This window comes from Tateyamaria armeniaca, from assembly GCF_045797845.1.
Taxonomy (GTDB): domain Bacteria; phylum Pseudomonadota; class Alphaproteobacteria; order Rhodobacterales; family Rhodobacteraceae; genus Tateyamaria; species Tateyamaria armeniaca.
Map to the genome: position 1 here is coordinate 420,598 of NZ_JBHDIY010000002.1, position 13,883 is coordinate 434,480.

Here is a 13,883-nt window from a genome sequence, read left to right on the forward strand (position 1 = left end):
TCCGGCTGTTGCAGGACGGATCCTAGAATTCCAGCTTCGTCACAGCTCGCTCAATGGTCCGGACAGGTACTCTCCCGTCACACGGTAGTGGTTGATCAAGGCGGAGGATGCGGCATCGGCATCGCCGCGCACGGCGGCATCCAGTATCTCTTCATGCTCGGCTGCGACATCACGTTTCTGGTAATGCGTTCCGCCCGCCGCAAGGTAGCGGTACCTGATGTTGAGATCGTATAGCTGGCCGCAATAACGGATCAATATCGGAGAATCCGCATTGCTAAGCAGCGCCATGTGAAAGGATTTGTGCGCCACTTCGAACGTCGCCACATCATTGTCCGTGCTTGCACGTTTCATCCGGTGATGGGCAAGGACAAGCTGTTCTTCCCAGGCCGAGGTCGCCCGCGCAATGGATTGACGCAGGGCCATGTCCTCAAGAACGCAGCGCAGCGACAGGATTTCCTGAAAATTCTCAAGACTTGCCGAGGCGGCACGAAATCCGCGCTGGTCAAACCGTTCGACCAGCATGTCCGAGGTCAGCAGGCTCAGCGCCTCGCGCACGGGGGATGCGCCAGTGTCCAGCATGACCCGCAACTGCTCGATCTTGAGCTTTTCACCCGCGGGCAACTCTCCGGTCAGGATCTTTTGACGCAACGCCATATAGGCCGACCGCGTGGCGGAGGTTTCTTTGCCCTCTTTCTGCTGCATCACATTCATGTGGCCCATTTCCTCATAGGTCTAAGATAGATCGATTCTTTTCGTGGACAGCCCGACATTCAAACTGATCGACCCTTCATTGATCATCCAGCGGCGCAACACAAAGATGCGTGCACCACTTTGGTGCATTGGGTCTGCCTCTGCCAAGGCGCGTGCAGCGTCCAAATCTGATGCGCGGTAGATGATCAGGCCCATGCCTTGCATTTCCTCACCTGTCTCGTCCGACATGGGGCCAGCAAAGGCCAATGCGCCCTCAACCTCCAGCGTGGCCTGATAGGCCAGATGTGCGGGCAGCGATGCCTTGACATCCTCTGGGCCCTTGGCCGGAACGCTGTGCGCAACGTACAGCTCCAGCGCAAGCGCGCCGCGATCCCTTGCCTGTTTCTTGTACTCCGCCCACTTCATCTCGAATTCCTCTCAACATCAAAAATATCGATATTCGTTGACTTCTTGATTAATTGTAGGCAGAAATTTTCCAAACTTACAAGGATGAGCTGCAATGAAATACATGGTTGGAAAGACGTCTCACGGTGATGCGGTGTTCGCTGTGCAGGGGGAAAACGCCATTGATCTGACGGCTTTGGATGCAAATGTGGGCACGGATCTGATGGCGCTGATCAACGATCCGGCATTAGTGGAATCAGTGGTTGCCAAGATGGATGGCGCACCGTCCGTGCCTGTGGCATCGATCACGCCCGCCCTTCCCGTTGCACAGCCCGGCACGATCATTTGCCTTGGCCTGAACTATACCGACCATATCAAGGAAGGTGGCTACGACATTCCCGACTACCCCGCGCTGTTCATGCGCGGCAGGAATTCCATCATGGCTGCGGGCAGCCCGATGGTGCGACCCAACTGCTCGGACAAGCTTGATTACGAGGCCGAGCTGATGCTGATCATCGGCAAGGGCGGGCGCCACATTTCCGAGGCCGACGCACTGTCCCATGTGTTTGGATACACCGTTTTCAATGACGGATCGGTGCGCGACTACCAGCGCAAGACGCATCAATGGACGCCGGGCAAGAATTTCGACCAGACGGGTGCAATTGGCCCGTTCGTGGTCACCCCGGACGATCTGCCCGAAGGGGCGAGCGGTTTGAAGATCGAAAGCCGGGTCGGGGACGAAATCCTGCAATCCTCCAACACCGGCAATATGATCTGGTCTGCGGCGCAAACCATTGCCACCATTTCAGAATATGCCACGCTGGAACCGGGCGATCACATCGCCCTTGGCACGCCCCCGGGTGTCGGCCACGCCAAAAAGCCCAACCCGCGCTGGCTGATCCCCGGCGAGGTTGTGGACATCGAGATTGAGGGGATCGGCATCTGTTCGAACCCCATCGTGGACGAGGCGGATTTTGTACGCGGGGTCGCTGCGGAATGAATGCGCCAAGCGGCACAGAACTGGACGCCCTGCGCGCCAAGGCCCAAGCAGATCATCGCACCTTGCGCGAACGCATCGGACGGCTTTCGGATGACGCGATTGACCTGATCCTTCGCGATGCGCGTTCGCACTACGCATGGTCCGACAAGCCGATCCCGGACGGACTGCTTGAGGAAATCTACGAGATAACGATCAACGGGCCGACATCCATGAACACGCTGCCCGCGCGCTTTGTCTTCGTGACAACGCCCGAAGGCAAAGAGCGGTTGGCCAAGTCGCTCAAGCCCGCAAATGTGAAAAAGATGATGGGCGCGCCGGTGACGGCGATCGTCGCCCACGACATGGACTTCTGGCACGAACTGCCCTTTCTGTTTCCACACGAAGACCGGCGGCACCTCTTCGACGGCAAGGACGACTATGTGGCCGACACTGCCTTTCGCAACGGCACGCTGCAGGGGGCGTATTTCATGATTGCCGCGCGCGCCGTGGGTCTGGACGTGGGCGCGATGTCCGGGTTTTCGAACGCCATCGTGGATCAGGAGTTTTTTGCAGGCACCAGCCTCAAGTCGAACTTCCTGTGCAATATCGGCTACGCGGACGAAACCGCGCTGTTCCAGAAACTTCCGCGGTTTCCATTTGAAAAAGTCTGCAGTTTTGCCTGAGGGGGAATGACCATGGCCGTCAAGATGAAAACCGTCGTGACCTACCGCACGACAGCCACCTGCCCGACCCATGCCCGCACAGAGATTCCAGTGCGCGACCTGAATGTGATCATCGACGAACCTGTCGAACGTGGCGGCACCAATATGGGCCCGTCCCCAACCGAAACAGCGATGACAGCCCTGATTGCCTGTACCAACGTCATTGGCCACAAGAACGCCAAACGGCTGGGCATTGATCTGGGCGAGGTCACTATCGATGCGGACGCAAAATTCGACCGGCGCGGCGTTCTCATGGAAGAGGAAATCGACGTGCCCTTCCCGGCCATCACCCTGACCGTCAACTGCAAAACCCCGGCCACTCAGGATGACCTCGACACCGTGGGCCGGGAAACAGCCAAGTATTGCGCCATTTCCAAGCTGTTCGAAGCAGCAGGGACCGATCTGACCGTCACTTGGGTCAAGAGCACATAAACATTCACAAGGCGTAACGCCTCAATTCTTTGGGAGGAGAAATCATGATCAACTGGACCAAGCGCACCCTGATGGGTGCCACACTGGCCGCAATGACAGCGCTGCCCGTCACCGCACAGGAAACCGTGTCGGCTGTCGTCATCGACGGTTATCCGGACCGCGCCATGTGGGTAAAGGAGTTCACGAACTTCTTCATCCCGCAGATGGACGCCAAGCTGGCCGAGGCTGGCAACTACAAAATGGGCTGGCAGGAAAACTACGGTGGCTCCATCGTGAAACCCAAGGGTGTGCTGGAAGGCGTGCAATTGGGACTGGGCGATATCGGCATCGTCACCACGATTTTCCACTCGTCCAAACTGCCCAGCCAGGGCATCTCCGGCTCGACCCCGTTTGTCGCCTCTGATGCACGCGCGGTGGCCAAGGCGGTGGATGAAATCGCGCGGGAATTTCCTGCGATGAACAACGAATTTGCCGCGCAAAATCAGGTCTATCTGGCCACCGGCGTGGTGCTGGACACCTATCAGGTGTTCTGCTCCAGCGAGGTGTCGTCGATTGCAGACCTCGAGGGCAAGAAGATCGCAGGCGCGGGTCTTAATCTGCGCTATCTCGAAGGGATCAAGGATGCGGCCGGTGTGCGTGGTGGCCTGACGGACTTCTACAATATGGTCCAGACCGGCCTTGTGGATTGCGCAATGCTGTGGCCCGAAGCGGCCTCGACCTTCAAGATCGCCGAAGTGGCCCCTTATATGCTCAAGGTTGATCTCGGGGCCGTGAACTCGAAAACGATCACTGTGAACGCGGATTACTGGGCCAAATTGCCTGATGAGGTCAAAGAGGCGCTGCAGGCCGTCGCAATCGAATACCGCGACCATGTTGCCGGGATCGCCATGGACCGCGCCGAGGCGTCGCGCAACACCTATGTCGAGCAAGGCGGCACCATCATCGAAGTGTCAGACGAAGACCGCGCGGCATGGGCCAATGCGATGCCCAATGTGGCACAGGAATGGGCCGCCGTTCTGAATGACCGTGGCGAAGCAGGTACCGAGATGCTGGCCGCCTACCTCGGCAAGCTGTCCGACGCTGGCTATGACGGCGTGCGCGACTGGACGGCAGAGTAGGCACGGCAGAGATCCGAAAGGGGCAAGATTATGCTTAAGTCTGCATTCGCGGGCCTCTCTCGGGTCGCCAACTTCCTCGCGATCTCGACCAACACGCTGGGCACACTTGTGGTGCTTGCCCTCGTGATGGTCCTGAACGTCGACGTCATTGCGCGGGGTCTGTTCAATGCCCCGCTCAAGGGCACCTACGAAATGGTGCAGTTTTCCGTTGTACTGATCGTGTTCCTGCAATTGCCGGATGTCGTGCGGGTGGATCGCCTCACCCGTTCGGACGGTTTTCTGAGCGTCATTGGCAACAGACGGCCCGGTGTGGCGGCCAACATGCGCAGGATCATCAACGCCGTGTCGGCCATTTTCATGGGTCTTATCGCCTACATCACCTTCCCCGAATTCCTGCACATGTGGGACACGAACGACTATTTTGGCGTGCCCGGCTTGTTCACGCTGCCGTGGTGGCCGGTCAAGCTCGTGATCACCGTGGGCACCGCGCTGTCCTGCCTGATCTTCGTGCTCAAGGTCGTCTCGGCGCAGGATCGCCCCGCGCTGGTGCGCACCCCTGAACATGACGAGCCGCGCACATGACCCCGATTGAGATTGGCCTGATCTCGGTCGTTGCCATCGTCTTTCTGATCTATTCCGGCGTCTACATTCCGGTCGCATTGGGCGTGGTGTCATTCGTTTCGATCTGGCTGATGCGGGACAATTTCACGCTGGCGCTGAACCTGCTCAAAGTCGCAGTCGGCGATTCCGCGATGGAGTACAGCTTTGCCACCATTCCACTGTTTACCTTCATGGGGCTCATAGTCTCAAAGGCCGGATTGGGCAGGGACATTTACGAAGTCATGACCATGCGCTTTCGCAAAGTCAAAGGCGGCATCGGGATGGCGACCGTTGGTGCAAATGCCGTGTTCGCCGCGGTCACCGGATCTTCGATTGCATCCGCATCGGTCTTTACCAAAGTGTCCGTCCCGCAAATGATCGCACAAGATTACAACCCGCGCTTTGCCGTTGGGGTGGTTGCGGGATCATCGGTCCTGGGCATGATCATTCCACCCTCGGCCATGCTGATCATCTATTCCTTTGTGGCAGAACAATCCGTGGGGGACATGTTCCTTGCCGGTGTAATCCCCGGCATCATGCTGGCGATTGCCTATGTGGGCGCAATCTGGGTTATGGGGCGGTTCACACCAAACTTTGTAGGCGGGCGCGTGGTCGAAGACACCGAATGGATGTCCAAGCGCGAGGTCGCCTCGAAAACCCTACCCACGCTTGGCCTGATCACCATCGTTCTGGGCGGTATCTACACCGGCTGGCTGACAGCGGTCGAGGCGGGGGCCGCAGGCGCACTGGTCGCCCTGCTGATCGCCCTTGCACGCCGGACAATGAGTGCACGCACTTTCTGGGATGCTTTGCTGGAAACCGGGCATATTACGGCCGCGATCCTGTTCCTGATCACCGCCGCCTCGATCTACAGTCGGATGCTGGGTCTGGCCGGACTGCCCAACCAGCTACAGGACATTCTGGCAGGCAATGCAGCCTCCTTCTGGACGATCATGCTGCTTTACGTGCTGTTGATGCTGTTCCTTGGCACATTGCTCGACACCGCATCCATCATCCTGATCGTTGTACCCCTCTTCCTGCCGCTGGCCGAGGCGCTGGATATGTCGCTGATCTGGTTCGGCATCATCACAGTGGTCGGGGCCGAGATCGGACTGCTCACGCCGCCCTTGGGCATATCGTGCTTCGTGATCAAGTCGACGATCAATGACGACCGCATCAGCCTCAAGGACGTGTTCATGGGCGCACTGCCTTTTGCCTTTGTCATGCTGATCGTTCTGTTTATCCTGATCGAGTTCCCGATCCTCAGCCTCGCACTCATCTAAGGAGCCCTGACATGCGCACTGTCACCAAGGACAACATCACCGACGTCTTCAAAAGCTACATGTCCAAAGACATGGAGCCGCGCATGCGCGAAGTGATGGGATCGCTTGTGACCCATTTGCATGACTTTGCCCGCGAAACCAATCTGACCCACGACGAATGGCGCGCCGGGATCGCATTCCTCGAAGGCTGTGCTGCCATCGAAACCGAAGACCGTCACGAGTTCATCCTGGCCTCTGATGTGCTGGGTCTGTCGTCCCTCGTGGACATGCTGCATTCCAGCCCGACAGCGACGTCGTCATCCGTGCTGGGGCCTTTCCACGTGTCAGGCGCGCCGCCCCTGCCGGTCGGGGGTGACATGAAACGCGATTTTGGCGGCCCGATCCTGCTGGCCGAAGGTGTGGTGCGCGACACCGACGGCAATCCGATTTCCGGCGCAACCATCGACATCTGGCAAACCGCGCCCAATGGCCTTTATGCAAGTCAGGACGATGCTCAGGACACCTATTCCTTCCATGGCCTGCAGACGGTGGGCGACGACGGGCGCTATGCCTTCACCACGGTGAAGCCGGTGGAATACACCGTGCCAACAGACGGACCCGTCGGGGATATCCTGCGCGCATGCGGACGGCATCCGTGGCGGCCATCACATCTGCACTACATCGTCGAGGCCGATGGGTTCAGTCCGCTCGTGACCGAGATTTTCCCGGACGACGATCCCTACCTGGACGAGGACACGGTCTTTGGCGTCCGTTCTGACCTTGTCATGTCGTACGAAGAACGGCCCGCCGATGCCTTTCCGGACGGCATGGTCATTTCGGGCAAAGTGGACGAGCCGTTCCTGTACGTGAAATTCGACGTGATCCTGTCGCGTCGCGACTGAGCGCCAAGGCCGTCAACTCAAGCCCAGATTTTTCACCGTACTGCCTGGGATCAATTGAAATCCGATATCGCGCACAGGCTGGACAGGTTCGCCCGACAGGCGCGACATCATCATCTCTGCCGCCGCCTGTCCCAGCCGTAGATGCGGTACATGCATGGATGTCAGACGCTTGGGCAAGACAGCGGCAATGGGCAAATCGCCCCAGCCTGCAATGCCAATGTCACCGGGTACGTTCAGCCCTTTGGACGCGCAATACTGCATTCCGCCAAACGCCATCGCATCGTTTTGGTAAAAGATACAGTCCAGCGTGGGTGCCGCGGTCAGCAACTGTTCGGTCCCGTAGTAGCCCGGATAGTAAGCGGCCGTGTCATGCAGGCACAGCTGTTTGGTCACTGCACCGTCCCCGCCTGTGACCGCTTTGACAAACCCGGCAAGCCGCGTGGTGGCGGCATTGGCCGTGTCGTGAGACGTGCCCACATACCCGATGTTGCGATAGCCACACCCGACCAGATAGCGGCCCATATCGAACCCCGCATCAAAGTGGTTGATGCCAACGCTCATATCGAGGGGGCTGGAGTTCAGGTCCCAAATCTCGACAATCGGAATGCCTGCGTTGCGTAACATGTCCATGGCACGCGGCGCATGAAACCGTCCCGTCAAGATCAGCCCGGCGGGCTGCCATGACAAAACCGTGCGTATCCAATCTTCTTCTGCTGTCTCGGTATGCTGGGTCAGGCCCAGAACAGTCTGGTGCCCGAACGAACCCAGCTTGTGATCGATCCCTTCAAGCACCTGCGCAAAGACTTCGTTGCCGAGGTCCGGGATGGACACCCCGATGAAGGTCGAGCTTTTGTCGCCCGCAAACACGGTCGCCAGACGATTCGGCAAATAGCCAAGGCGATCGACCTGTTGCATCACAAGATCGCGCGTCTTTTCGGAATAACCGCCCTCTCCGCGCAAAACCCGGCTGGCCGTCATCTTGGAAACGCCCGCGGCATTTGCGACCTGAGACAGACTTACCTTGTTGTTTCTAGATGATTTATCGGCCATTCCCACCCATTACGTTACCGGTAACTAAATCCTTGACACAATGCGTCCCTTGGCCAAACAATAGCGTAACGTTACGGGTAACTCAACGGGAGGGTTGAGCCGGAACGCAGGAGGGGCACACGATGCAGAACCTGCAATCAGGTCTGTTTTTTGACGGCATCGAAAAGCATTTTGGCGGCACATATGCGCTCAAGGACGTGTCCTTGTCCGTCGGGCGCGGCGAAGTTGTCGCCCTTCTGGGCGAGAACGGTGCAGGCAAGTCGACGCTGATCAAGGTCCTTGGGGGCATCCATCAGCCCGATGCCGGTCGTGTGCTGATCGACGGCGTCCCCTATCAGCACCGCCCCGCAGGCTTTGGTGAGCGCCAGAAGGTGGCTTTCATCCACCAGGACCTCGGACTGATCGAATGGATGACAGTGGCCGAAAACATAGCACTTGCCTTGGGCTTTGCCCGCAAGGGCGGGCTGATCCGCTGGGGCTCGGTCGAGGCGTTCGCGGCTCAGGCCCTCAGGAAAGTTGATTGCGACTTTGATCCCACGACACGGGTCGAGGCCCTGTCGCGCACCGAAAAGTCGCTGGTCGCCATTGCCCGCGCCCTGGCCGTCGACAGCGAGTTTCTGGTGTTGGACGAACCCACCGCATCCCTACCAGCAGACGAGGTCGAACGCCTGTTCAAGGCCCTGCGCCCCTTGCGCGCACAGGGCGTCGGCATGATCTATGTCAGCCACCGGCTGGACGAGATTTTTCAGGTCGCCGACCGGGTCGCTGTTCTGCGCGACGGCATGATGGTCGGTATCCGCGACATCGCACACACAACCCCCGAGGAGTTGGTGCAAAAGATCGTCGGACGCAAAACCCGCGAAACAATCAAAAGCACTGCACCAAAAGGCGATAACATCCTGCAACTGGACAGTTTTCGTGTGGCCGGTGTCGGGCCGTTGAATTTTCAGCTGGCCGAAAACGAAATCGTCGGGCTGGTCGGTTTGCGTGGGGCCGGTCACGAGGCGATCAGCCGGGCCTTGTTCGGTCTGGTGCCCTGCGAGGGATCTGTGACGCTGAAAGGGAACACACCCGACCTCTCCACCCCGCAGCGCGCGATGGCGTCGGGCGTGGGTCTGGTGGCCAAGGACCGGACGGAAGAATCCGTCGCCATGAACCTGACGATCCGGGAAAACACGTTTTTGAACCCCGACGGCATTGGCCGCAAGTTACTGGACATTCTATCGCCCCGCACCGAAGCCGGACAGGCCAGCGTGATCGGCGCCGAACTTGGCCTGTCACCCAACGACCCAAGCCTCGCCATCGAAGCGTTGTCAGGCGGCAATCAGCAAAAGGTGGTCATTGGCCGCTGGCTTGCCACGAAACGCACCCTCCTGATCTGCGAGGACCCCACAGCGGGCGTCGATGTCGGGGCCAAAGCCGAAATCTACGCCTTGCTCAACCGCGCGTTGGCCGAAGGGGTCGGGATTATCGTCGTCTCGACCGACTTTGAGGAAATCGCCACCATCTGCCACCGCGCCATCGTCTTCAGTCAGGGCACCATCGTGGACGAGTTGAGCGGCACCCGCCTGTCCACCGAGAACCTGATTCAGTCCGCGTCGGCGGGCAATATCGCCCCATCACAGGAGCCCACAAATGCAATCGCTTGAATCCGGCGCGCTGGAACCAACCAAGGCCGACCTCAAGGGCCTGTCCTTTGGCGCGCGTCTGGCACGGTTCCTGCCGGTCTACGGGCTGGTTATCTTGACGGTGTTTCTGATCGGCCTGTTTTCGATCCTGTTGCCGAATACCTTCCCGACCATGCTGAACCTGCGCGCCATCGTGTCGGACAAGGCCATCATAGCGCTGCTGTCACTTGGCGCCATGATCCCCATGGCAGCGGGGCGGATCGACCTGACTGTGGGGTACGGGATCGTGCTGTGGCACATCCTCGCCATCAGCCTGCAGACGATCTACGGGTTTCCATGGCCTGTGGCGGTGGCCGTTGTGCTGATCCTCGGGGCCGTATCGGGGTTTCTCAATGGTCTTTTGGTCGAAGTGGCCAAGATCGACAGCTTTATCGCCACGCTTGGCACCGGCACCGTCCTTTACGCTTTGGCGCTGTGGCACACGGGCGGACGGCAGATGGTTGGCGTGTTGCCCGACGGGTTCCTGTCGATCAACGGCACCTTCATCGCGGGTCTGCCCATCACCGGGTTCTACGTCCTGACCATCACCGTGATCATGTGGATCGTCCTCGAATACACGCCTGTCGGGCGCTATCTTTATGCCATCGGGGCGAACCAGAAGGCCGCCCAGCTCAACGGCATCCCGACCCGCAAATACGTCATTGGCGCGTTCCTGTGTTCAGGCACGATCACCGCGCTGGCCGGTGTCATTCTCGCGTCCAAGCTGCGCATCGGACAAGCCTCAGTCGGGCTGGAATTCCTGCTGCCAGCCCTTGTGGGCGCATTTCTGGGGTCCACCACGATCAAACCGGGACGGGTCAACGTCTGGGGCACCATCGTGGGCGTCGCCATTCTCGCCGTGGGCATTTCCGGCATTCAACAATTCGGCGGCTCGTTCTGGGTCGAGCCGCTGTTCAACGGTGTCACACTGCTGATCGCCATCGGCATCGCAGGGTACGCGCAACGCCGCAAAGGCGCGAAGAAATAGCGCAAAAAGCGCAGTCATGTAACGGGAGGAACGACATGAAAAAGAGAACATTTTTGAACACCGTATTGGTGGGTAGCGTCATCGCGGGTTTTGGCCTGCCCACATTGGCCGAGGTGCCTTTCGACGGCCCGACTGATGGGCCAACCGCCGCCGAGGGCAAGTCGATTGTCGTCCTTGCCGGGGACCTCAAGAACGGTGGCATCCTCGGGGTCACCAACGGTGTCGAAGAGGCCGCCGCTGTGATCGGTTGGGACGTGCGCGTGCTGGACGGCGGAGGTTCCATCCAGGGACGCACCGCCGCCATCGGTCAGGCCATGGCCCTGCAACCCGACGGAATTATCATCAACGGCTTTGATGCCGTGGAACAGCAGGCAGCGCTTGAGGGCGTCGTGGATGCGGGCATTCCGATGGTCGCATGGCACTCCGGGCCCAAGATCGGCTGTGACGCACCCGGCGGCATCTTCGCCAACGTCTCGACAGATGCCATGCAGGTGTCCGAAGTGGCCGCGGAATGGGCGATGGAAGACGGCGGCGACAATGTGGGCGTCGTGATCTTTACCGACAGCACCTACCAGATCGCCATCGACAAGGCCGACCGCATCCAGGAAACCATCGAAGCGATGGGCGGCACTGTCCTTGAATATGTCGATACGCCCATCGCTGACACATCCAGCCGCATGGGGCCACTGACGACTTCGCTGCTCCAGAAATACGGGGCAAGCTGGACACATGCGCTGGCCATCAATGACCTCTATTTCGACTTCATGGGGCCTGCCCTCGCTTCTGCCGGGATCAAGGGTGATGGTGCACCACTTGCAGGCTCTGCCGGGGACGGATCAGAGGCCGCATTCCAGCGCATCCGATCTGCCCAGTACCAGGCCATCACCGTGGCCGAACCGCTGAACCTGCAAGGCTGGCAACTGGTGGATGAACTCAACCGCGCAGTGCAGGGCGAACCCTGCTCGGGCTATGTGACCTCCCCTGCTCTTGTGACCCAAGAAGGGTTGTCCAAGCTGGGTGACAACAACCAGTTCGACCCCGACAGCCCCTACCGCGCCGCATATTCGGCGATCTGGGGAAAATAGGCTTCGTCCGGTCCACCCCGGCGCGCGCGCCGGGGTGGACCGGGGGCAAATGGCACACGGCAGCAAGGGACATCCAAGATGAGCGAACCACTCGTAAAAATGCGCGGCATTACCAAGCGCTTTGGGGGTGTGACCGCCCTTTCGAATGTTGATCTGGATGCCCATCCGGGCGAGGTCCTTGCCATCGTTGGCGATAACGGCGCCGGTAAATCGACGCTCATCAAGATTCTGACCGGCGTTTATCAACCCTCGGCGGGCGAGATGATGCTGGACGGCCAGCCTGTTGCCTTTTCCAACCACGCCGAAGCGATCGAAGAGGGTATTGACGCCGTCTATCAGACCCTCGCGCTGGCCGATCACCTCGATCCGGCGGCCAACATGTTTCTGGGCAACGAACTGACGCGCAAGATCTTTGGGATCACCATGCTCGACAACAAACGCATGCGGGACGAGACCGAGCGCGTGCTGATGGAGCGCCTTGGCGTCAAACTGAAATCGCTGGATGCGCCGACCGAAAGCCTGTCGGGCGGACAGCGCCAGGCCGTCGCCATCGCGCGTGCGGTCTATCACGAGGGCTTGCGCGTCTTGGTCATGGATGAACCCACCGCTGCCCTTGGCCCGCAGGAAACCGCACGCACACTGAAACTGATCGAAGCGGTCAAGGCGCAGGGGCTGGCCGTGATCCTGATCAGCCACTCGCTTGATGACGTCTTTCAGGTGTCCGACCGGATTCACGTGCAGCGGCGCGGACAATGCGTCGGCGTCGTCAAGACAGCGGACAGCAACGTAACAGAAGTGCTTGGCATGATCGTCGGCGCAGAGGAGGCCGCGTAATGGCGATGACCGACACCACGTCCCGTTCAATGACCGAGCGGCTGGAACCCTACATCGCGATCATCGGCCCCATGGTCATGATCCTCGCCATCCTCGTGTTCATGGGGATCGTTGAACCCACACGCTATTTCCGGGTTACCAACCTGAACCTGATCCTGCTGGATGCCGCGCTTTATATGCCGATGGCCATGGCGATGACCTTCGTCATCACCCAGCGCGGGATCGACCTGTCGATTGGGTCCATCGCGGCCCTGTCTGGCATCATCATGGCCTTTTTGATCAAGCAATATGGCGTGTCCGTCTATATCGCGGTGCCCATTGCGATCTCGCTCGGGGCGGTGATGGGCCTGATCAACGGGCTGATCATCACACGCTTCAACGTGCCCGATTTGATTGGAACGCTGGCGATGGATCTGGTCTATCGGGGCTTTGCCCTTGTGCTGGCCAAAGGACTGGTGCTGGCGCGCTTTCCCGATTTTCTGACGGATATCGGGCGCGGCCAAATCCCCGGTTTCGTGCCCATCCCGGTGCTGATCGGATTGGCCACGATGATTGCAGGCTACATCATTCTGCACCGGACCTATTTTGGACGCTACACAGTCGCCATCGGTTCAAACCCCGAAGCGGCGGAACTGACGGGTATCTCGGTCAATCGGCACAAGGTCTATGCCTATGTGCTGTGCGGCGCTTGCGCGGCATTGGCGGGTGTCATGCTGACGGGCAAGCTGAATGCAATCCAGGCGACCTCGGCCCCTTATTTCAACCTGCATGTCATTGCGGCTGTGGTTGTGGGCGGCACATCGTTGTTCGGCGGACGGGCTGCAATTGTGGGCTCGCTCGCGGGCGTGCTCTTGCTGTCGATGATGATCAACGCACTGGTAACGCTGCGCATCGAATTCTTCTGGCAATCGGTGGCCTCGGGCGTAGTGATCATCAGCTCGGTCGCCCTTTACACATGGATGCAAAAGAAAGACCGCGACGGTGCGGGCGGCCTGCTCGCAGGCCTCGCCACGCCCGAGGGCAAGAAAATGCTGCGCTTCTGCGCGGCCCTGATTGGTGTGCTGATCGCGCTTGTTGCGATTGGCCTGCTGACAGCCGGAAACCCAAATCCAAGCGGGTAATCGGCACCGAAAGCGGGGTGGGATGGCC

At 59.5% G+C, this 13,883-nt stretch carries 15 protein-coding genes; 12 read left to right on the forward strand and 3 right to left on the reverse strand.

The window, feature by feature from the left end:
* Window positions 1-39 precede the first annotated feature (39 nt).
* Both ACERZ8_RS02115 and ACERZ8_RS02120 read right to left on the reverse strand, forming a co-directional pair.
* On the reverse strand, window positions 40-711 hold the full coding sequence (locus tag ACERZ8_RS02115) for a GntR family transcriptional regulator (RefSeq protein WP_407590467.1): 672 nt from the start codon (window positions 709-711) through the stop codon (window positions 40-42).
* Window positions 712-732: 21 nt separating this feature from the next.
* The gene (locus tag ACERZ8_RS02120) at window positions 733-1,116 is read right to left on the reverse strand and encodes a YciI family protein (protein ID WP_407590468.1); all 384 of its coding nucleotides are present in this window, start codon (window positions 1,114-1,116) and stop codon (window positions 733-735) included.
* A gap of 94 nt (window positions 1,117-1,210) precedes the next feature.
* Between ACERZ8_RS02120 and ACERZ8_RS02125 the strand changes: the two genes are divergently transcribed.
* Genes ACERZ8_RS02125 through ACERZ8_RS02155 form a run of 7 tightly spaced genes read left to right on the forward strand, consistent with a single transcriptional unit; the run spans window position 1,211 to window position 7,110 of the window.
* Window positions 1,211-2,095 (forward strand): fumarylacetoacetate hydrolase family protein, encoded by an 885-nt coding sequence (locus tag ACERZ8_RS02125; protein ID WP_407590469.1) that lies wholly within the window; start codon window positions 1,211-1,213, stop codon window positions 2,093-2,095.
* A complete protein-coding gene (locus tag ACERZ8_RS02130; protein WP_407590470.1) occupies window positions 2,092-2,757 on the forward strand; it encodes a malonic semialdehyde reductase in 666 nt (221 codons plus the stop codon). The genes ACERZ8_RS02125 and ACERZ8_RS02130 overlap by 4 nt, the downstream gene beginning before the upstream one ends.
* A gap of 6 nt (window positions 2,758-2,763) precedes the next feature.
* A complete protein-coding gene (locus ACERZ8_RS02135) occupies window positions 2,764-3,228 on the forward strand; it encodes an OsmC family protein (RefSeq protein ID WP_407590471.1) in 465 nt (154 codons plus the stop codon).
* Between the two features lie 44 nt (window positions 3,229-3,272).
* On the forward strand, window positions 3,273-4,346 hold the full coding sequence (locus ACERZ8_RS02140) for a C4-dicarboxylate TRAP transporter substrate-binding protein (protein ID WP_407590472.1): 1,074 nt from the start codon (window positions 3,273-3,275) through the stop codon (window positions 4,344-4,346).
* Window positions 4,347-4,376: 30 nt separating this feature from the next.
* Window positions 4,377-4,928, forward strand: coding sequence for a TRAP transporter small permease subunit (locus tag ACERZ8_RS02145; RefSeq protein WP_407590473.1), 552 nt, complete (start codon window positions 4,377-4,379; stop codon window positions 4,926-4,928).
* On the forward strand, window positions 4,925-6,229 hold the full coding sequence (locus ACERZ8_RS02150) for a TRAP transporter large permease (protein ID WP_407590474.1): 1,305 nt from the start codon (window positions 4,925-4,927) through the stop codon (window positions 6,227-6,229). The genes ACERZ8_RS02145 and ACERZ8_RS02150 overlap by 4 nt, the downstream gene beginning before the upstream one ends.
* Before the next feature lie 11 nt (window positions 6,230-6,240).
* Complete coding sequence (locus ACERZ8_RS02155; protein WP_407590475.1) at window positions 6,241-7,110, forward strand: dioxygenase family protein; 870 nt, start codon at window positions 6,241-6,243, stop codon at window positions 7,108-7,110.
* Between the two features lie 12 nt (window positions 7,111-7,122).
* Here ACERZ8_RS02155 and ACERZ8_RS02160 read toward each other — a convergent pair whose 3' ends face one another.
* Entirely contained in the window at window positions 7,123-8,160 is a 1,038-nt protein-coding gene (locus ACERZ8_RS02160; protein ID WP_407590476.1) for a LacI family DNA-binding transcriptional regulator, read from the reverse strand.
* A gap of 122 nt (window positions 8,161-8,282) precedes the next feature.
* On the opposite strand from ACERZ8_RS02160, the gene ACERZ8_RS02165 reads away from it, so the two are divergent.
* The 5 genes from ACERZ8_RS02165 to ACERZ8_RS02185 all read left to right on the forward strand — a co-directional run bounded on the left by ACERZ8_RS02165 (window position 8,283) and on the right by ACERZ8_RS02185 (window position 13,855).
* The gene (locus ACERZ8_RS02165; RefSeq protein ID WP_407590477.1) at window positions 8,283-9,809 is read left to right on the forward strand and encodes a sugar ABC transporter ATP-binding protein; all 1,527 of its coding nucleotides are present in this window, start codon (window positions 8,283-8,285) and stop codon (window positions 9,807-9,809) included.
* On the forward strand, window positions 9,796-10,815 hold the full coding sequence (locus tag ACERZ8_RS02170; RefSeq protein WP_407590478.1) for an ABC transporter permease: 1,020 nt from the start codon (window positions 9,796-9,798) through the stop codon (window positions 10,813-10,815). The genes ACERZ8_RS02165 and ACERZ8_RS02170 overlap by 14 nt, the downstream gene beginning before the upstream one ends.
* A 35-nt stretch (window positions 10,816-10,850) precedes the next feature.
* A complete protein-coding gene (locus tag ACERZ8_RS02175; protein WP_407590479.1) occupies window positions 10,851-11,900 on the forward strand; it encodes a substrate-binding domain-containing protein in 1,050 nt (349 codons plus the stop codon).
* Between the two features lie 78 nt (window positions 11,901-11,978).
* Window positions 11,979-12,734, forward strand: a complete 756-nt coding sequence (locus ACERZ8_RS02180; RefSeq protein WP_407590480.1) for an ATP-binding cassette domain-containing protein — start codon at window positions 11,979-11,981, stop codon at window positions 12,732-12,734.
* A complete protein-coding gene (locus ACERZ8_RS02185; protein ID WP_407590481.1) occupies window positions 12,734-13,855 on the forward strand; it encodes an ABC transporter permease in 1,122 nt (373 codons plus the stop codon). Before ACERZ8_RS02180 ends, ACERZ8_RS02185 begins: the two co-directional genes overlap by 1 nt.
* The last annotated feature ends 28 nt before the right edge of the window (window positions 13,856-13,883 follow it).

Coding starts and splice junctions, on each gene's coding strand:
- ACERZ8_RS02140 (WP_407590472.1), top strand. CDS start 3,273: ATGATCAACTGGACCAAGCGCACCCTGATGGGTGCCACACTGGCCGCA.
- ACERZ8_RS02155 (WP_407590475.1), top strand. CDS start 6,241: ATGCGCACTGTCACCAAGGACAACATCACCGACGTCTTCAAAAGCTAC.
- ACERZ8_RS02125 (WP_407590469.1), top strand. CDS start 1,211: ATGAAATACATGGTTGGAAAGACGTCTCACGGTGATGCGGTGTTCGCT.
- ACERZ8_RS02175 (WP_407590479.1), top strand. CDS start 10,851: ATGAAAAAGAGAACATTTTTGAACACCGTATTGGTGGGTAGCGTCATC.
- ACERZ8_RS02115 (WP_407590467.1), bottom strand. CDS start 711: ATGAATGTGATGCAGCAGAAAGAGGGCAAAGAAACCTCCGCCACGCGG.
- ACERZ8_RS02165 (WP_407590477.1), top strand. CDS start 8,283: ATGCAGAACCTGCAATCAGGTCTGTTTTTTGACGGCATCGAAAAGCAT.
- ACERZ8_RS02145 (WP_407590473.1), top strand. CDS start 4,377: ATGCTTAAGTCTGCATTCGCGGGCCTCTCTCGGGTCGCCAACTTCCTC.
- ACERZ8_RS02150 (WP_407590474.1), top strand. CDS start 4,925: ATGACCCCGATTGAGATTGGCCTGATCTCGGTCGTTGCCATCGTCTTT.
- ACERZ8_RS02170 (WP_407590478.1), top strand. CDS start 9,796: ATGCAATCGCTTGAATCCGGCGCGCTGGAACCAACCAAGGCCGACCTC.
- ACERZ8_RS02160 (WP_407590476.1), bottom strand. CDS start 8,160: ATGGCCGATAAATCATCTAGAAACAACAAGGTAAGTCTGTCTCAGGTC.
- ACERZ8_RS02135 (WP_407590471.1), top strand. CDS start 2,764: ATGACCATGGCCGTCAAGATGAAAACCGTCGTGACCTACCGCACGACA.
- ACERZ8_RS02185 (WP_407590481.1), top strand. CDS start 12,734: ATGGCGATGACCGACACCACGTCCCGTTCAATGACCGAGCGGCTGGAA.
- ACERZ8_RS02120 (WP_407590468.1), bottom strand. CDS start 1,116: ATGAAGTGGGCGGAGTACAAGAAACAGGCAAGGGATCGCGGCGCGCTT.
- ACERZ8_RS02130 (WP_407590470.1), top strand. CDS start 2,092: ATGAATGCGCCAAGCGGCACAGAACTGGACGCCCTGCGCGCCAAGGCC.
- ACERZ8_RS02180 (WP_407590480.1), top strand. CDS start 11,979: ATGAGCGAACCACTCGTAAAAATGCGCGGCATTACCAAGCGCTTTGGG.